Here is a 17093-nt window from a genome sequence, read left to right on the forward strand (position 1 = left end):
CGATAACAATAAAAATCTCGGCGGCAAGAAATGCGTATGACCGTCAGGAAAGAAGGATAATGGACAGCGAAACGCGCTTGGCTCAAGACGCTCGTCGCACCTCGCACTTGGGAGGCGATGTGCAGAGTCTGCGACCTCGGAATCCACGAGGGAGCACGGTTACTGAGCTCGTGGAGCATCTAGAGGCTTTAGGTGCGCATCCTGTTCTAGAACATCAAAGCTCTGAAGAAGATGTGCGAGGGATCAGCATGGATTCTCGTGCAGTTCGTCCTGCAGACCTATATGTTGCTCTTCCAGGCGCGAAAGCTCATGGTGCACAATTCGCGCAAAAAGCGCTGGAGGCCCAGGCTCACGCTATCCTCACGGATACTGCAGGCGTTCGGATGATTCGGGAGGCAAATCTTTCTTTAGATAGGTGCTCCCTGCTGGTCTGTGACTCTTTACGTCCTGTTATAGGATCACTCGCCGCTTTGATCTATGGGTCACAAGATTACAAGGGTCTGAATCGCTACGCTGTCACAGGAACCAATGGAAAAACGACGACTACCTACATGCTGGAGTCGGTATTCCGAACTGCTCTCAAGGCTAAGACCGGTCTTATCGGTACTATCCAAATTCTTGTTGATGGTGTGAGCGTTCCTTCAGCTCTAACCACCCCAGAGTCTGTTCACGTTCATTCTCTCCTTGCGATTATGGGGGAGTGCGGCGTGTCTCATGCAGCAATGGAAGTTTCCTCGCATGCTATCGACTATCACCGTGTGGATGGTGTAGTTTATAAGGTCTCTGGGTTTACAAACCTCACCCAGGATCATTTAGATTTGCATGGCACCATGCAGAATTATTTTGATTCTAAAGCACAGCTTTTTACACCCGAGCGGACTGAGCGCGCTGTCATCACTGCCGATGACGAGTGGGGCGAGAAGATGCTTCGCCACGCCCAGATTCAGCTGGGGACAGGTAATGCTGTTCGGCTTGTTACTGAGTACGGCATGGGTCTAGCCGAGGTTCCAGCTGAGTTCGGTCCGCTTGATTGGGCGGTAATCAACGTTGAACGTGATGGGTTAGGGCATCGTTTCACGCTGGCTAACGGCGCGGGAGACACCATTCCCTGTTGTACCCATCTTCCGGCAGATTTCAATGTTTCAAACGCCGCACTCGCCGCACTGATGGTATATATTGGTGCTTCTGAGGAAGAACGCATTATCCTACGACCTGCCCTAGCTGATGGCACGGCACTAACCCCTATAGTGCCCGGGCGTATGCAGCTGATTTCTCTGGCACCGCATACTATTGTCGATTTTGCCCACAACCCTGACGGGCTCACTCGGGCGCTTGAAGCCATGGACCGACCAGGTGGTGGGCGAGTCATTATTGTTTTCGGGGCAACAGGCGAACGCGATCATCTCAAACGTCCCCTAATGGGAGAAATTGCTGCACAGCACGCCGATATTGTGATTGTGACCGATGACGATCCGCACGGTGAAGATCCCGCCCCAATTCGTGAGGCTGTTGTTGCCGGGGCTGAACGAGCTAATGCCGAAGGTGCGCGAGCATCCCAAATCCTTAATCTTGCTCCGCGAGAAGTGGCGATTGCTCGGGCAATTGAACTCGCAGATGCGAGAGATGCTATTCTTATCGCCGGTCGTGGACATGAAACGGCACAGGATGTTGCCGGTACCGATGTGCAACTTGACGACCGCGTGGAGACCGCGAAAGCGCTTGTCTCCAACGACTTCGAAATTCTTCCGGATTATCGACGCATGCTTGAAGAAGCATAAGGAGCATAGATGATTAAGCTTTCCGCCGCCGAAATTATTACGGCAACAGGCGGCTCACCGCTCGGCTTAGCCGGGCGTGAGAGCGAGCTAGGTGCTACCTTCGCGACCACCGATTCGCGTGAGGTTATACCAGGCACCCTATTTGTTGCTAAGCCAGGTGAGGTGACCGACGGACACAACTTCGTGTCAGGAGCCTTCGACAAAGGTGCTGTCTTAGCGCTTGTCGAACGCCCTGTTAAAGATGAGCGGGGTATTCTGTACCCCAGCATCCAGGTTGATGATGTGGTTCTCGCCATGGGTAAGATCGCACAGTACGCTGTTGAAAAGATGCGGTCTCTAGGCGATCTTACGGTTATCGGTATTACCGGTTCTGCGGGGAAGACCACCACAAAAGATTTATTAGCAGCGATCCTAAGTTCTCAGGGCGAAACTATAGCCCCTGTAGGTTCGTACAACGGCGAAGTTGGCGTACCTTTGACTGTATTCCGCGCTGACGAAAGTACTCGCTACCTTGTGATTGAGATGGGTGCCGATCATGTGGGGAATATCGAATACCTGGCAAATATTGTGCACCCTGACCATGGTGTGATCCTTAAAGTTGGCACCGCACATGCTGGCGAGTTTGGCGGGGTCGACAACATCGAACGTACTAAAGGGGAGCTTGCCGAAGGTATTCGTACTGGCGGAACCTTGATCCTCAATGCTGATGATGAGCGTGTTGCACGCATGTCAGCTCGTGCAAGTGCGCCGGTAACCTACTTTGGGGTGGGGGAGAAACCGCAGTACGAACGCTATACTGCCGCTTTGGGGCTGCATACTAATGATGCTGGTTGTCCGGAATTTACTCTTCGCCTTCCCGACGCCAGCGAATATGAGATTTCCTCCAAACTCATTGGTGAGCATCATGTATGCAATATTCTGGCGGCTGCTACGGTAGCCTATAACGCTGGTGTTCCTGGAGACGCTATTGCGCATGCCCTCAATAACACCGGGGCGCTGTCTAAATGGAGGATGGCTCGCACAGACCGCGCAGACGGCGTGACTGTTATCAACGATGCGTATAATGCTAATCCCGAGTCAATGACAGCCGCTTTACGCACTTTGGCCCAACTGGGACGAGGCGCGAAGCCACGACGGACTTGGGCAGTTTTGGGGGCCATGCTCGAACTGGGCGAGGCCTCTTTGGAGGAGCACGATCGACTCGGTCGTCTGGTGGTACGCATGAATATATCAAAGCTTATTGCGGTTGGGAATGAGGCGAAACCAGCCTACAACGCCGCGCATCTTGAAGGTTCATGGGGTAACGAAGCTACCTGGGTAGAGACACCGCAAGAAGCACTAAATATTTTGCGTGCAGAGTTACGTTCTGGCGATATTGTGCTGTTTAAATCTTCAAATGGCGCTAAACTAGGTTCTTTGGGCGATGAGGTTGCCTTCTGCACCGAGACCTTTGGCGAGGCTCAAGAACAGGCTCCAGCTTGGCTGAGTGCTGGCGATTTTGTTGAGGTGACGGATTTAACGGGCGCCGCTCTGAGCACGGTATCAGCTGGTAGTTCTGCAGCGCAAACCTCGACGACCGCCCTAGACCGTAGCCATCTTCACGAAGGAACACATTAACCATGATTACTGTGCTTATTGCTGGAATCCTAGGGTTTATTATCTCCTTCTCAGCAATACCGCTCTTCATCAAGCAGATGCAGAAGCTCAAGTTGGGGCAGCTGATTCGTGAAGAAGGCCCCGCCGCGCATCAGCATAAGGCGGGGACGCCCACGATGGCAGGTCTTATTTTTATCCCAGCCGCCGTTGTTGCCTACTTGCTTGCGTTGCTGATTAACGCTGCGGTTTTTGGAACCTCGCCGGTTCCTAGTGCGACGGCTTTATTGACCCTCGGGTTTACACTAGGAATGCTCGGAGTCGGTGCCGCCGACGATATTATGAAGTTCCGCAACCAGGGGAACGAAGGACTTACCGAGAACCAGAAGACTATTGGTCTGCTGGCGGTGACTCTTCCTTTTGCGTATTTGGTGTTTCAATTTCCTAATGCGGCGGGAGTGACCCCCGCCTCGACGGCGATTTCGTTTGTGCGTGATCTTTCGTTCGACTTCATGGCTGCTGGGGCTATAGGCGGTACTATCCTCATGGTGTTGTGGATTACCCTGATTTCTCTTTCGGGCACTAACGCCGTGAATTTCACTGATGGTCTCGATGGACTTGCGGGTGGCGCAACGATGACCATCTTTACTGGATACCTTGCCATGACTATCTGGCAATACGTACATGCCTGCAGCGGTGGGGCGGGAAATGCATGCTATGATGTGCGGGATCCAGGGTCGCTGGCACTTATTGCAGCCGCACTTGTTGGTTCCCTCGCCGGGTTCCTATGGTGGAACGTTTCTAAGGCACAAATCTTTATGGGAGACTCTGGTTCTCTTGCTTTGGGGGGTGCACTGGTCTCCTTCGCTATTTTCACCCGTACCGAGCTCCTGCTTCCCATTATCGCGCTTGTGCCGGTTCTGGAAGTGTTTTCGGTGATTGTGCAGAAAGTTGTCTTCAAAGTTAGCCGTAAACGTTCTGTATCTGTTGGCGATAAAATTCCTCATGCCTACCGTTTCTTCCGCATGACTCCTTTCCACCATCATCTTGAGAAAACCGGTGCAAACGGAAGATACTCCATAGATAAGAAGGGTCTTGTCCCCGGCTCTGTCAGCAGTGGTGAAGTGAACTCGGTATTCCGTCTGTGGATTGCAAATGCGCTTTGTGTGCTGGTTGCTCTTGCAATTTTCTTTGGAGATTGGTTCTCACAGACGTCTGGAGTGATTCACTAATGCCTGACGCTAAGAACTCGCAGCGGGCCTCCAAGTATCAGGCACAGCGTGCCCAATATGCAGATGCTATCGCTGTCAATCCAGTCGTCAATAATCCTCGGCTTGCTGAGCTCACTACCTGGGACGGGCCTTGGGCGGGGCTGAAGGTTGTCGTGATAGGCCTCGGCACCAGCGGCGATGCTGCAGTGGATGTGCTGGCCCAGAAAGGTGCCCACATTACCGCTATTGATGCGCAGGATACGCAAGAAAAGCGAGAGCGCATCCGAATTTACCAAGAGGCCTATGGAAACGTGGCGGGTTTATTTGGTGAGGAATACATGGAATGTGTGCCTCGTGTCGATGATCAAGACCCGGATGTTATCGTGACTTCGCCAGGAATTCGTCCAGATAGCCTGGTCATGCTCGATGCTTATGAACGGGGTATCCAAATTTGGAGTGAAATCGAACTGGCATGGCGTCTGAATCAACGTCAAGGTCGGGTTACTCCAAAGTGGCTGTGCCTGACGGGAACCAATGGGAAAACTACGACCGTGGGCATGGTCGATTCGATTCTTAAAGCAGCCGGTAAAAAATCTCTGCAGGTTGGGAACGTGGGCATGCCAGCAGTCTACGCTGTTGCCGACGATGAACCCTATGAATTTTTTGCGGTAGAGCTTTCGAGCTTTCAGCTGCATTGGACTTCTTCACTATCGCCATACGCTTCCGTGGTGCTTAACGTAGCGGAAGATCACGTCGATTGGCACGGTTCCTTTGAGGCTTACAAGGCCGATAAAGCACGTGTGTACGAAAATACTCAGGCAGCGTGTATTTTCAATACCGATCATGCTGATACTTTGCGTATGGTCGAAGAAGCAGACGTTATAGAAGGTGCCCGTGCCATCGGTATTAGCTCAACCGAGATCCCCTCAGTCTCCATGTTGGGCTTGGCGGAAAACATTATTGTTGACCGTGCGTTTTTGAAGAATCGATACAGCGAGGCACTTGAGCTTGGTGTTCTTGAAGATTTAGCGCCCGTTCCCGGTCAAGCTCCCGCACAGCACACCGTGGAGAATGCGCTAGCCGCTGCCGCATTATGTCGTGCTGCAAATATTGCTCCTGAGGCTGTGCGGGATGGACTGCGTTCTTATAAGCCTGGTGCGCATCGTAATCAGACGGTGCTTTACCGCGATGGAATCCAGTGGGTCAACGATTCTAAGGCTACTAACCCACACGCCGCTAACGCTTCAATGAGCGCTTATCCTTCGCTGATTTGGATTGCTGGAGGTCTTTCTAAAGGGGTGGAGTATGATGATCTTATAGCTCAGCATGCTTCACGTTTGAAAGCAGTATTAATCATTGGCACTGATACGGCGGGACTTAAAACATCTTTGGCGAAGTATGCAAGCCATGTTCCTACCTATAATATGACGGCTTCGGCGAATGATCCCTCTGACGGGGTTACTGTTATGGAAGCTGCCGTAGTCAAAGCAGAAGAGCTAGCCGCTGAGGGTGATACAGTACTCATGGCGCCTGCCGCTGCTTCGATGGATCAATTTAACAATTATGCCGTTCGTGGTAACGCTTTTGTGGATGCGGTCAAATCTCATATTGTCGGTATCTGAAGGCATATTGATTGCTCTGAAACGATAAACGCCGTGTAGACTTTTCTGCTGTAGGAAAAAATCTATTGAGTTTGTCGTGTTAAGACACAGAAGAGGAGAACGCATGAGTAATGCACCCGGTCAGACTCACTCGTCGACCCGTGGAGGCGTAAGTCATGCACAGCGCCAGGGCAGGAACGGCTCAACGAGGCTCGGTTCTTTTCTGCATAACGCTATCTCGTCTCTTTATAAGCGTTCCGCATCGCGCGATTTAGCGGATGTGCCGCGACTGATTCTTTTAGTATGCGCTGGTCTCACAGTTTTTGGCGTGATCATGGTACTGTCTGCATCATCTGTGAGCATGATTTCACAGGGAATGTCCCCTTTCTCACAGGTAACCCGTCAGGTAATGTTTGCCGCTCTAGGCGCCGCTGCATTAGGGGCTATAGCAGTATTGAAAGTACAGCGGTACCGCAAAATGTGGGTCGTTAATATCCTCTTAACCCTGGCGATTCTTGCCCAGATTGCCGTTCTTGCTATTGGTACCGATATTAATGGCAACCGTAACTGGATTAGGTTCAGCGGCATTCAGATTCAGCCTTCGGAGTTCTCTAAACTCGCTATTGTGCTGTGGATAGCGATGGTCATGACTCGGCAGGGCAGTAAACTCAAAGAGAAGACATCTCGTGCAATTTTTCCCGCACTTTTTGGACTCTTGCCTTTGATGCTGCTTATTCTGGCAGGTAAAGATCTCGGTACCGTGATCGTCTACGCCTTTATCTTCTTGGGCATGGTATATATTGCGGGCGCAAACCGTAAGACTATGGTATGGCTTTCGATTATTCTGATCGTGAGTGCCGTAGTGGGGTCAATTTCGAGTTCAAACCGTCGTGAACGACTGATGAGTGTTCTCGGTGTGTGCACCGGTTCTGTCTGTGATCAATCTCAGGCTGGCGGGGTTGCGTTGGCAACCGGTGGGTTCTGGGGCGTTGGTCTAGGACAATCCCGCCAGAAGTATAACTATTTGCCCGAAGCACATAACGATTACATTTTCGCCATTATCGGCGAGGAACTGGGGCTTTTGGGCACGCTTACCGTAGTGCTTTTGTACCTGGGCCTGATCTATTGTGCGTTACGCATTATCGCCCGAACCGCAGACCCGTTTATTCGTATTGCAACGGGCGGTATTATCGCATGGCTTTCCACTCAGGCTATTGTGAATATGGCGATGGTTTCCGGTATTCTTCCCGTGATTGGTGTGCCGCTTCCCTTTATTTCATACGGCGGTTCATCCTTGATTTCATCAATGCTTGCCGCAGGTATGCTCTATGCTTTTGCGCGGCAAACTCCACTTGTAGGTGGGCCCATACCGGCCGCCGATTTAACGAAACAGACACCTCGCGAAGTGCGACGCGCTAATGAAGACTGGAAGCGACGACTGTCTCTTCAAGCCATCGTTGAAGATGAGCGGCTTCAACTGCAAGAAGCCGGTGGAGCTCTTGGTAAAGATTACTGGGGTGGGGGCTTACTGCGTAGAGTTAAAGAACTGCCATCCTGGTTGGGCATAACCCAGCGACAGCGTGAGCATACTCGCAAGACGTATGAGCAGCGCGCTCAAGCACGTGCCGATCGTGCTGCTGAGCGTCGCCGTGAGGCGGAGCATCAGGAAGCTCTCGCTCATGAAGAGCAGCGTATTCAGCGTGAACGGCAGCGACTTCGTGAGCAGCGGTTCCAAGAGGAACATCCAAATGGATTGCATACCCATGAACGGGTTCCTCAATTGCGCCGTAAGGGAGATGCGCATCCTGCATCTCGCCCCTCGCAGGGCAAGCAACGGTCAACCCCTGCAGACCATGAAGACACAATTCCCCTGCAGAACCTGCAAAAGCGCACAAACGCCAATCGAGCGCGTCACCGTTCTTCGTCATCGGGACGTTTGCCAGCCGGGTTGCGACCTTTGCACCCTCAACCGGGTTCCCAAACATCTTCTTCAGGGCAGCCTTCTGCGGGAACATCACGTCAGATACGTCGGCAGCAGCCTTCACAGAGTCAGCAGAACCCGCGAGGCCGTAAACCTGGCCAGGGTGGTTCACGCTCATAGCCTCTGAAATAGGGAAAGGAGGAATACCAGGCTCGGGACGTGGGTATATACCCGACTTCATATTCTTTCACTACGGGGTTAGTCCTGCTATGTCGTAAAATGAGGTGAATGTATTTGTTGGGAGTTATTATCTATGTCTAAGGCACCCTCTGTGGTTCTCGCTGGCGGCGGCACCGCTGGTCATATTAACCCGATGCTTGCTATAGCACGCGAAATCCGCCGGATTGAGCCGGAAGCTAATATTCTGACTCTTGGCACCAAGGATAAGATGGAAGCTCAATTAGTTCCTGAAGCTGGATTTGATATTGAGTTTATTCCGCGTGTAGCTTTCCCCCGAAGTCTATCGCTTAACGCATTAACCTTTTTACCAAGATTCGCAAAAGCGATTTCGCAAACCCGTAAAATTCTCAAAGATGCGAATGCAGATGTTGTAGTAGGCGTAGGTGGTTATGTGTGTCCGCCAGCATATCTTGCCGCTTTTTTCTCCCGCATTCCTGTTGTTATTCACGAGGCTAATGCAAAGCCCGGTCTGGCGAATAAACTGGGTGGTCCTCTAGCGAAGTTTGTGGGTGTGGCTTTCTCCAACACCCCTTTCCCTCGCGCCAAACTTGTGGGTATGCCCATGAAAGATGAGATCGCGCATCTGAACCGTCGAGCGGCACGAGCACAGGCGAGGCATACTCTAGGTCTTGACCCTGATAAGCCTGTTCTGATTGTGACGGGCGGTTCCTTAGGCGCACAAAGCCTTAATAACGCCGTCGCTGAGAACATTACGAATTTTGAGGACTGGGGTTTTCAGGTTTTGCATATTACTGGTAAAGGCAAAGCTATTGTGGATGATTCAGGCGAGCCCGTTACAGCCCCAAATTATCGTCAGATTGAGTTTAGCCACGGCATGCAGGATGTTTATGCCGCAGCCGATCTTTTGATAGTCCGTGCTGGAGCCGCAACCGTAAGCGAAGTTGCTGCGGTGGGTGTACCCGCAATTTTTGTTCCGCTCCCGTTTGGTAATGGTGAACAAAGTCTCAATGCTCGTTCTCTGGTTATGGCAGAAGCCGCGCTTCTCATCGAAGATAAGAAAATGACCGGGGCGTGGTTTGCCCGTGAAATTCCATCGTTGATGGCTGATGCTCAGAAGTTAAAAGAAATGGGTCGTCGAGCATATAAATTGGGCATTCGTGATGCCGCACATGTTATGGCTGAGGCAACCCTGAAGGTGGTTAAATAAATGTCCGAACTGATGAACCTTAACATGGTGCTTCCTGAGCCCCTGAACCCGCCGTTTCCCGCGCGCGCATCTCTGCAGGAGTTGGGACGTGTGCATTTTGTAGGGATCGGCGGTGCCGGTATGAGTGCTATTGCAACGTTGATGCTGAAAGCTGGTATTCCCGTAAGCGGCTCTGACCGAGCAGAAACGGCGACTATTCAGGCTTTACGTGAAGCGGGCGCTCGTGTTTATACTCCCCAAGATGCTGCGAATATTCACGATATTGATACCGTTGTTATCTCAACGGCCATTCACGAAGATAACCCCGAACTGATTGCGGCTCGTGCTCAGAACCTTCGGGTATTGCACCGCTCTGAGGCTTTGGCTGCCGCTATGGGAGCATCACAGGTTGTAGCGGTTGCTGGCACGCATGGTAAGAGCACAACCAGTTCCATGATTGCCGTCATGCTGGATAAGTTAGGGTTTCACCCGTCTTTCGCGGTAGGAACAGTTATTGCAGGATACGGCAGCAACGCGCGATTGGGGGCCACTGGTGAAGGCTCTTGGTTTGTAGCAGAGGCTGACGAATCCGATGGGTCTTTTGTGCGCTACCAGCCTGCGATCGCAGTGGTTACCAACGTTGAACCTGACCACTTGGATTTCTACGAAACTCCCGAACGCGTGTATGAGGCGTTTAACCGTTTTGTTGCCTCTATGGTCCCTGGTGGCGTCTTGGTGACATGCTGGGATGATGAAGGCGCTCGTGCGCTTGCAGAACGTGCGCGCGATGCTGGGATTGAAGTGGTAACTTACGGCCAGTCTACTGAGGCTGATCTACGGGTTTCACGCATTACGAGCCACGGCTCGGAGTCTTCGGCAACACTGCGCTGGTCTTTCGAGTGCGCGAGTAAACATTACGAAGGCGAACAGGATGCTCAGCTGCGGGTACCCGGTATTCACAATCAGTTGAACGCAGCGGCAGCTTTTATTACCGCTCTTCTCGCTGGAGCACAACCTGAGGACGCGGCCGCCGCGTTATACGGCTTCGGAGGAGCAGATCGACGTTTTACTCTGCGTGGTGACGTAGCGGGTATTAAAGTCTTTGACGATTATGCTCATCACCCAACAGAGGTATTCCGTGCACTTGAGACCGGCCGCACGGTTGCCGATGGGCATAACCTCTATGTGGTTTTCCAGCCGCATCTGTTCTCACGCACCCAAGAATTTGCCGCCGATTTCGCGCAGGCTCTTTCGAAGGCTGATCGTTCGTATGTACTGGATATTTATCCTGCCCGGGAACTTCCGATTGAGGGAGTCACGAGTGAACTTATCACCGGTGCTGGATTTTCTGAGGTGCATTATGCGTCGGATGCAGCTGCAGCCATTGAAGATATTGCTATGTGTGCTGTTCCAGGCGATATTATTATGACCATTGGTGCAGGTGATGTTACCGCATTAGGAGAGCGTATTCTGCATGAGCTACATGCCCGTTACCTTAAGGAGTAATAGTGGCTAAAGGACGTCAAAAGCGAAAACCGGGCACGGAAGCGTTTGCAACCTCGCCGATACGTACTCCGAAGTTACCGGTTGTTCGCGGCAAAAAGAAAGCTAAACCTGCTGAAGATACGTCAAAATCTTTTGAAGGTATGAGCCCTCAGAACCAGACGAATCCTGTTGAGCAAGAAACTCATACCGAAAGTAAGAGCCAGACGGGTTCTTCCCGTGCAACGTATTCTGAATCTTCAGAGCTCAAGGACCGTGATATACGTCTGGATGCAGGGGAATCTGAACCGGATGAGTTGGATTCACAATCGGCGAAATCTACGTCTAGTACCTTTGGCCGATGGCGTCGTGAACGTGAGAAGGAACGCCAAACCGAGATAGCGCGGGAACAGGAGATCCGCGAAGAGCAGGGGCGTATCGCCCAATTACGCAATGACCCTGGGCTCGACGGGCTTTTGGCAGAAGACCAAAGTAAGAGTCAGACTTCGAAGCGCCGACGTCCGCTCACTCGCTTGCGGAAAATCCTTTATGGCGTTGGTGCGTTTATGCTTGCTGTGCTTCTATATATCGGTTTGGTCTTTTATTCTCCGCTGCTCTCTGTTCAGACTATTCGAGTTGAAGGCGCTTCGCTATTGGATAGCGTGCAGGTTGAGCAGAAACTGGAACCACTCAAGGGCACGCCGCTGACTCGTATTAATGATCAGAAGGTGCGTGAACTTATCGACCAGGAGCATGTACTGCGCGGCGTGCAGATTGAGGCGCATCCTCCGCATGAACTAGTTGTAAACCTCAAAGAGCGTACCCCTGTTGCCGTCATTCATCAGGACGGGAAATATATGGTTGTTGATAGTGAGGGAATCAAACTTCGTGAAGTTGAGAATGCTGATGGAATCAATGTTCCGCTTGTCGATGTTGGACAGGAAGCTCCCCAGGACTCTGCGGCCTTCCGCACGGTTGCAAATGTGCTCTCTGCTTTGCCCTCGTCAATCCTGACACAGGTGAAGGAGGCACGGGCAAGCTCAACCTCAAATATTAACTTAACCTTGAAGGATGGGGTTGTCGTACAGTGGGGTACAGCTGAAGAGAGTGACCTTAAAGCTAAGGTTTTAACCAAACTGATGGAGGCGGTACATGAGGACCAGTCAAAAACCGCACAACAAGGACAAGCTACTAATAAAGTAAACACTTATGATGTTTCTTCGCCGCGTGTTCCGGTTACTCGTTAGCCTTTAACCTTATGGTTAAGCATCGGGTAAAAAGATAGATTTTTTATAAAAATCTATAAATAATACACGTCAAATACCTCAGGCAACTAGGAACCTGGTGAAACTGTTGGTATCCTTGCAGATAAAGTCACTATGAGGTTAGGAAGACTAAGGTTCTACTTGAACCTTTGGTTTTTTCTAGAGATTTACACGAAATAATCGAGGGATAAATGGACGCTGGAACTCCCCAGAACTACTTGGCAGTCATCAAAGTCGTCGGTATCGGTGGCGGTGGCGTCAACGCAGTCAACCGTATGATCGAGGTTGGCCTGCGAGGCGTAGAATTCATCGCTATTAACACAGATGCTCAGGCACTTTTGATGTCTGACGCTGACGTCAAACTTGATGTTGGTCGTGAACTAACTCGCGGTCTCGGAGCGGGCGCAAACCCCGAGGTCGGTCGTCAGGCTGCTGAAGACCACGCCCAGGAAATCGAAGAGGTTATCAAGGGCGCAGACATGGTCTTCGTGACTGCAGGTGAAGGTGGCGGCACCGGTACCGGCGGTGCTCCCGTTGTAGCACGTATTGCACGCTCTTTGGGTGCCCTCACGATCGGCGTGGTAACTCGTCCCTTTACCTTTGAAGGTCGTCGCCGTTCGAACCAGGCAGAAACCGGCATTGCTGCACTTCGTGATGAAGTAGATACCCTCATTGTGATTCCGAACGATCGTTTGCTCTCTATCTCTGATCGCAACGTTTCGATGCTTGACGCCTTCAAATCGGCAGATCAGGTTCTTCTCTCCGGTGTGCAGGGTATTACCGACCTGATTACTACTCCGGGTCTGATCAACCTTGACTTTGCAGATGTTAAGTCTGTTATGCAGGGGGCTGGTTCGGCTCTGATGGGCATTGGCTCTGCCGCTGGTGAAGACCGCGCTGTTAAAGCCGCCGAGCTCGCTATCGCATCCCCACTTTTGGAAGCATCCATTGATGGGGCACACGGTGTACTCCTCTCCATTCAGGGCGGTTCCGATCTCGGTCTATTTGAGATTAATGAGGCTGCACGCCTGGTCCAGGAAGTCGCACATCCTGACGCAAATATTATCTTCGGTGCTGTGATTGATGACGCCTTGGGTGATGAAGCACGTGTGACCGTTATTGCCGCTGGATTTGACGCTGTCAATCCTGAGACTAACACCAACGCTAACAGTTCAGCTTCGGCAAATGCTCAGGCGCAGCGTACTCAGCAGGCATTCGGCGGCTCTGCGCAGGCCGCTCCTGCAGCTCCCGCATCAACCGGATATGGTTTCGGCGGTGCGCAGAATGGTACTCAGCAGAATGATGTTCCTGCCGCGGCTGGCTTTGATGTTGATCTACCGCCCGTCGTGGAAGAGTCCCCGGCGCGGCGCGATACCCTCGATGTGCCCGACTTCTTGAAGTAAGTCGCACACATCCTTTTTAGACATAAGGGAGCCAAGGACATATACGTCCTGGCTCCTTTGTGTATGCTTTGACCTTATGACAGCAGAAAGAACCATGAGTACCCTCAACCCGTTCTACTCCACAGGAACTTATACCAGCGGCCCATATACCGTGCATATCGGATTTACTTCACGGTCGGCCGGTAATTTGGGGCTTCATGTTAATGCGGGCGAGTCCCATACCGCAACGCTGAAAAACCGTGCTGATGTACAAAGTCTCTGCGGTTCGGCTCCTTTCCTCTACCTCAATCAAGTACACGGTGCAGATATTGTATGCGCCGATCATATTCTGAGTACACAGATTTCTCCGAATGACGAGCGTGGAGCATATACGTTGAAACGTGCCGATCAATTACGCGAGCAGGCTCCGCAAGCAGATGCTGCCTACAGTACAACAGGTCAGCCTCTAGCTATTATGGTTGCTGACTGCATTCCACTCGTGTTCGTGGGAGAGAAACCTACCCCACATGACGTGCCCATTATTGCTGTGGCACATGCAGGGCGTCCTGGGCTACTTGCAGGAGTTATTCAACGCACAGTTGCGACGATGCGAGAGCAGGGCGCAACACAGATTCACGCGTGGTTAGGGCCTAGTATATGCGGAAGCTGCTATGAGATACCTGAAGATATGCGCGAACATGCGACACAGCAGATTCCTGAAACGTACGCTCAGACAAGCCAAGGAACACCGGCTTTAGATTTGCCAGCGGGAGCGATTGCTCTCTTGAATAAGCTGAAGATAGAGGTTTCTACCGACTTGGCAGCCTGCACTTATGAAAGCACCAGTCTTTTTTCGCATCGAGGATTTATGAATCGAGGTGAAGCACCCGGACGTATCGCTGGGCTCGTATGGGTGACGAAACCTTCCTAAGATCTTAAAATCGAAGAAGAGCTGAGTATGAGGGTATATCGGTAAAGGGGACTGATGATGAGCGAAGAACAGACATTGACGTACACCTCGGAACGCGCGCAGCAGCTTGCGGATAACTACGCACGGGTTATGGCGCGCGTCCGCGATGCTGAAGCCGATACCAGTGGTGTGCGCACCGAGCATAGCCCTACAGTTCGCCTTGTCACCGTGACCAAGTTTTTCCCTGCCTCTGATGTAGCAGCGCTTTACACCCAGGGGGTACGTATTTTTGGTGAGAACCGTGATCAAGAGGCGGCTCCTAAAGCTCGTGCTCTTCGAGCCATCGAAAAACCTGCCGACCCCGCTTACTGGACGTTTATTGGGCAGTTGCAAACGAATAAGGCAAAGTCCGTCGTAAAATATGCCCATCAGGTACAGTCCGTAGATCGTTCGTCTCTGATTGATTCTTTAGCAAAAGCCTATCGCAACCAAGTAGCTCGCTATGAGGCGGGGGAGCAGGATGCCCCAGCGGCTCTATCCCAAGGAGCTCTAGAATGTCTGATTCAGGTTTCGCTTGAAGCGCAGGCAACGGCCGGACATGCATCGGAAGGGGCGCGTGGTGGAACGGACCAAGACGAGATTTTAGAGCTTGCTGAGCGTATCGAAGCTCAAGAAGAATTACGCTGTGGGGGTATTATGGCGGTGGCGCCACTGGGTGCGAACCCCGACGAATCCTTTGAAAAACTCTGGGAATTGGCGCAGGGCCTGCGCGCCGAGTTTCCGCATGCAGATCAGATTTCGGCGGGTATGAGTGCAGATTTAGAAGCCGCTATTCGCTGGGGGTCTACGTGTGTGCGGGTAGGAAGCGACATCATGGGGAAGCGAGATTACCCCTAGATTTTTACCAGGTTTTGTTGTGCAAGGCATGCAGCAGATGAGAAATACGCTGATAGGATTTTCAAGCGCTGGTAGAATGTACACCTGTGAGGGATGGTTGACGTCGTCTTTAAGAATATGCATCATCGTCAATAAAGCCCGTGGGAATACCCCCAAAATTCTCTGTGAACATATATAATCGGTGTCGAACCGACAGCATGTGCGGTGCTATTTCCCACGTTAGAATCTCAGGTATCGGTGGAGCGAATCTCCCGCATATATGTGAATGTACGACTGCGAAACGAGAGTAAAGAATGGCGAAACAAGGCGGTGGCAAACTTGCCAATAGCCTCGGTTCTTTCTTCGGCGTGACTCGTTATGGGTCGGAAACTGAAGAATTATCGGAAGGTATGCAGGATGTCCATAGTCATGATTCGACGGATGAGGCATCTATTCCTTCCACTGAAACTCCCGCTCCATCACCTGGAATCCGGCTGAATGCATTACCCACACCAGCATCTGCTAACCCTGATACCGCAGCTATGCCACAGGCAACGGGCGCTGCGGAGCCACTATCTGTAGAATCAGAAGCGATTACGGCATCGTCTGCTTATCAAACTTCAGCTCAGCGGCAAGAAACCAACCAGTTTGCCGCGACTTACACGCCAATCCCACACCGGGAACAGAAAACTAACCGAGAGGAATACCAGGTGCAAAATCACTACGAGACCGACGAGTACCCCTACCCTTCCTCCGGCTACGATCAAGTTCATGAGCTTGATGTGAACTCTTACGGCATTGACGAGGGTCTTGGTGCCGGATACCCCTACGAGGAAGATGAGGACGAATTGCGCCGCATTACAACAATCCACCCCCGCTCATACAACGACGCCAAAATTATTGGTGAAGCGTTTCGTGAGAATATTCCTGTGATTATGAATGTCGCTGAAATGAGCGATTCGGATGCTAAACGTCTTGTGGACTTTGCCTCCGGACTCGCATTCGGGCTCTCAGGTCGCATTGAACGTGTGACCGGGCAGGTATTCTTGCTAACCCCCGAAAACCTAGAGGTACTGGGGGCTGACACGACTCCGGCACCGGGCGCTTTTGAGGCTGAGGGTCCGTTTCCTTTTGACCAGGGGTAATGCATGGGGTACATCTTCGCCATCATTACCATAGCCCTGCACATTCTGTACATTGGGTTGCTCTTGCGGATGCTTCTGGACTGGGTGCGTGTCTTTGTGCCGGGGTGGCGTCCGCGAGGGATTGCCCTGCTGTGCGCCTCTGGAGTGTATGCTCTGACGGACTGGCCTATGAACCAGCTTCGCAAGGTTGTACCGCCACTGCGTATTGGTAATTTCGCCCTTGATACTGGGTTTCTGATTCTGATTTTAGGCGTGGGACTTTTATTGTCAGTGATGACCTCTTTGACACTAACTTTTTCACGCTAAATAACAGTTATATTTCCTGGTCAAAGCATAAATTTTTCTGATATGCATAAAGATGTATGAAGCAATAACGGCGAGGCAGACTTTCCGTCAGGAAATACATTTACTATGATGGTAAGAGGTTCTCTGCGCCGAATTCCTGGAAAATCGGGTCTTGAAGTGTAGAGAAGAGTAGAATAATGGGCGGTACCCTAGCCAGCACCGTAAGTTTATTTAATAAATTTATGGGCATCCCAAAA

General features: G+C 51.6%; 12 protein-coding genes and 1 pseudogene. All 13 read left to right on the forward strand.

The genetic code is table 11. The annotated features are described in order from the left end of the window. The first annotated feature begins 59 nt into the window (after nt 1–59). The 13 genes and pseudogenes from HMPREF2554_RS00340 (at nt 60) to HMPREF2554_RS00400 (ending at nt 16857) form a co-directional block, all read left to right on the forward strand. Complete coding sequence (locus HMPREF2554_RS00340; RefSeq protein ID WP_013398838.1) at nt 60–1778, forward strand: Mur ligase family protein; 1719 nt, start codon at nt 60–62, stop codon at nt 1776–1778. 9 nt (nt 1779–1787) lie between these two features. Continuing rightward, nucleotides 1788–3395, forward strand: coding sequence for a UDP-N-acetylmuramoyl-tripeptide--D-alanyl-D-alanine ligase (gene murF, locus HMPREF2554_RS00345; RefSeq protein WP_004004387.1), 1608 nt, complete (start codon nt 1788–1790; stop codon nt 3393–3395). Between the two features lie 2 nt (nt 3396–3397). Then, a complete protein-coding gene (gene mraY, locus HMPREF2554_RS00350; RefSeq protein ID WP_013398839.1) occupies nt 3398–4603 on the forward strand; it encodes a phospho-N-acetylmuramoyl-pentapeptide-transferase in 1206 nt (401 codons plus the stop codon). Further along, nucleotides 4603–6204: a UDP-N-acetylmuramoyl-L-alanine--D-glutamate ligase gene (gene murD, locus HMPREF2554_RS00355; RefSeq protein WP_004004389.1), complete on the forward strand. Its 1602-nt coding sequence runs from the start codon at nt 4603–4605 to the stop codon at nt 6202–6204. Before mraY ends, murD begins: the two co-directional genes overlap by 1 nt. 103 nt (nt 6205–6307) lie before the next feature. Further along, nucleotides 6308–8284: an FtsW/RodA/SpoVE family cell cycle protein gene (locus HMPREF2554_RS00360; RefSeq protein WP_013398840.1), complete on the forward strand. Its 1977-nt coding sequence runs from the start codon at nt 6308–6310 to the stop codon at nt 8282–8284. Nucleotides 8285–8417: 133 nt separating this feature from the next. Then, nucleotides 8418–9512, forward strand: coding sequence for an undecaprenyldiphospho-muramoylpentapeptide beta-N-acetylglucosaminyltransferase (murG, locus tag HMPREF2554_RS00365; protein WP_004004391.1), 1095 nt, complete (start codon nt 8418–8420; stop codon nt 9510–9512). Next, nucleotides 9513–10997 (forward strand): UDP-N-acetylmuramate--L-alanine ligase, encoded by a 1485-nt coding sequence (gene murC, locus HMPREF2554_RS00370; protein WP_013398841.1) that lies wholly within the window; start codon nt 9513–9515, stop codon nt 10995–10997. It begins immediately after the preceding gene. A gap of 2 nt (nt 10998–10999) precedes the next feature. Then, nucleotides 11000–12220 (forward strand): cell division protein FtsQ/DivIB, encoded by a 1221-nt coding sequence (locus HMPREF2554_RS00375; RefSeq protein WP_244864687.1) that lies wholly within the window; start codon nt 11000–11002, stop codon nt 12218–12220. A gap of 209 nt (nt 12221–12429) precedes the next feature. Continuing rightward, nucleotides 12430–13641 carry a cell division protein FtsZ gene (ftsZ, locus tag HMPREF2554_RS00380; protein ID WP_004004394.1) on the forward strand — a complete coding sequence of 404 codons (1212 nt, stop codon included), beginning with the start codon at nt 12430–12432 and terminating at the stop codon, nt 13639–13641. 94 nt (nt 13642–13735) lie between these two features. Further along, nucleotides 13736–14551: a purine nucleoside phosphorylase YfiH/LACC1 family protein gene (locus tag HMPREF2554_RS00385; RefSeq protein WP_041321732.1), complete on the forward strand. Its 816-nt coding sequence runs from the start codon at nt 13736–13738 to the stop codon at nt 14549–14551. 54 nt (nt 14552–14605) lie between these two features. Continuing rightward, nucleotides 14606–15427: a YggS family pyridoxal phosphate-dependent enzyme gene (locus HMPREF2554_RS00390; RefSeq protein ID WP_013398844.1), complete on the forward strand. Its 822-nt coding sequence runs from the start codon at nt 14606–14608 to the stop codon at nt 15425–15427. Between the two features lie 812 nt (nt 15428–16239). Beyond that, nucleotides 16240–16551 (forward strand): annotated as a pseudogene (locus tag HMPREF2554_RS11695) (cell division protein SepF); the annotation flags it as partial. A 3-nt stretch (nt 16552–16554) separates the two neighbouring features. Then, nucleotides 16555–16857: a YggT family protein gene (locus tag HMPREF2554_RS00400; RefSeq protein WP_004004398.1), complete on the forward strand. Its 303-nt coding sequence runs from the start codon at nt 16555–16557 to the stop codon at nt 16855–16857. Nucleotides 16858–17093 lie beyond the last annotated feature (236 nt).

Source organism: Rothia sp. HMSC071F11, from assembly GCF_001809115.1.
GTDB classification, from domain to species: domain Bacteria; phylum Actinomycetota; class Actinomycetes; order Actinomycetales; family Micrococcaceae; genus Rothia; species Rothia dentocariosa.

Excerpts from the sequence above, each read along its gene's own strand:
- murF (WP_004004387.1), top strand. The coding sequence starts at position 1,788 with ATGATTAAGCTTTCCGCCGCCGAAATTATTACGGCAACAGGCGGCTCA.
- HMPREF2554_RS00340 (WP_013398838.1), top strand. The coding sequence starts at position 60 with ATGGACAGCGAAACGCGCTTGGCTCAAGACGCTCGTCGCACCTCGCAC.
- HMPREF2554_RS00385 (WP_041321732.1), top strand. The coding sequence starts at position 13,736 with ATGAGTACCCTCAACCCGTTCTACTCCACAGGAACTTATACCAGCGGC.
- HMPREF2554_RS00360 (WP_013398840.1), top strand. The coding sequence starts at position 6,308 with ATGAGTAATGCACCCGGTCAGACTCACTCGTCGACCCGTGGAGGCGTA.
- murD (WP_004004389.1), top strand. The coding sequence starts at position 4,603 with ATGCCTGACGCTAAGAACTCGCAGCGGGCCTCCAAGTATCAGGCACAG.
- murG (WP_004004391.1), top strand. The coding sequence starts at position 8,418 with ATGTCTAAGGCACCCTCTGTGGTTCTCGCTGGCGGCGGCACCGCTGGT.
- HMPREF2554_RS00390 (WP_013398844.1), top strand. The coding sequence starts at position 14,606 with ATGATGAGCGAAGAACAGACATTGACGTACACCTCGGAACGCGCGCAG.
- HMPREF2554_RS00400 (WP_004004398.1), top strand. The coding sequence starts at position 16,555 with ATGGGGTACATCTTCGCCATCATTACCATAGCCCTGCACATTCTGTAC.
- mraY (WP_013398839.1), top strand. The coding sequence starts at position 3,398 with ATGATTACTGTGCTTATTGCTGGAATCCTAGGGTTTATTATCTCCTTC.
- murC (WP_013398841.1), top strand. The coding sequence starts at position 9,513 with ATGTCCGAACTGATGAACCTTAACATGGTGCTTCCTGAGCCCCTGAAC.
- ftsZ (WP_004004394.1), top strand. The coding sequence starts at position 12,430 with ATGGACGCTGGAACTCCCCAGAACTACTTGGCAGTCATCAAAGTCGTC.